Source organism: Microvirga sp. GN3, from assembly GCF_055792825.1.
On sequence record NZ_JBVVAK010000290.1, the window covers coordinates 1 to 771 of the forward strand.

Annotated in this window: 1 protein-coding gene and 1 pseudogene; both read left to right on the forward strand. The window is 61.0% G+C overall.

Annotation, left to right across the window (positions count from 1 at the left end; translation table 11 throughout):
* Positions 1–181 (forward strand): annotated as a pseudogene (locus ACS5Q1_RS46520) (acetyl-CoA C-acetyltransferase); the annotation flags it as partial.
* Positions 182–355: 174 nt separating this feature from the next.
* Positions 356–771 (forward strand): SDR family NAD(P)-dependent oxidoreductase (locus ACS5Q1_RS46525; RefSeq protein WP_473104562.1); only part of this gene is annotated, 416 nt, incomplete at its 3' end.

Below are 771 nucleotides of genomic sequence, written 5' to 3' on the forward strand. Positions count from 1 at the left end.
GGATCCGTCGATCGTGAACGTGAATGGCGGCGCCATCGCCATCGGCCATCCGATCGGCGCCTCGGGCGCCCGCGTGCTCGTGACCCTGTTGCACGAGATGGGCCGGCGCAACGCCAAGAAGGGCTTGGCCACTCTCTGCATCGGCGGCGGCATGGGCGTTGCCATGTGCTTGGAACGCTAACAGCGGTCTCGAGCGCTAAAAACTTGACGAGGCTCCGGGAAATTCCGGAGCCTCACCCTTCCCCGTTCCATCAAATATCCTAAGCTATGTTGTGAGGCGGTTTGAACCGGACTGTCTCACGACGAATGGATCCTTGAGAGATCCGCATGGGAATGGTCTTGGGAAGGAAACAGCATGGCGCGCGTTGCATTGGTTACCGGTGGCACCCGCGGCATCGGTGCCGCGATCTCAAAAGGCTTGAAAGACGCAGGCTACACGGTTGCCGCGAATTACGGCGGCAATGACGAAGCCGCCCACCAGTTCAAAGCTGAGACCGGCATTCCGGTCTTCAAGTTCGACGTCTCTGACGCCGCCTCCTGCGAGAGCGGGATCAAGGCCGTGGCAGCCGAACTCGGACCGGTCGACATCCTGGTCAACAACGCCGGCATCACCCGCGACGGCATGTTCCACAAGATGACCTTCGATCAGTGGTCCGCCGTCATCCGCACCAATCTCGATTCCATGTTCACCTGCACGCGGCCGGTGATCGAGGGCATGCGCGAGCGCGGCTTCGGGCGCATCATCATTATCTCGTCCATCAACGGCCAGAA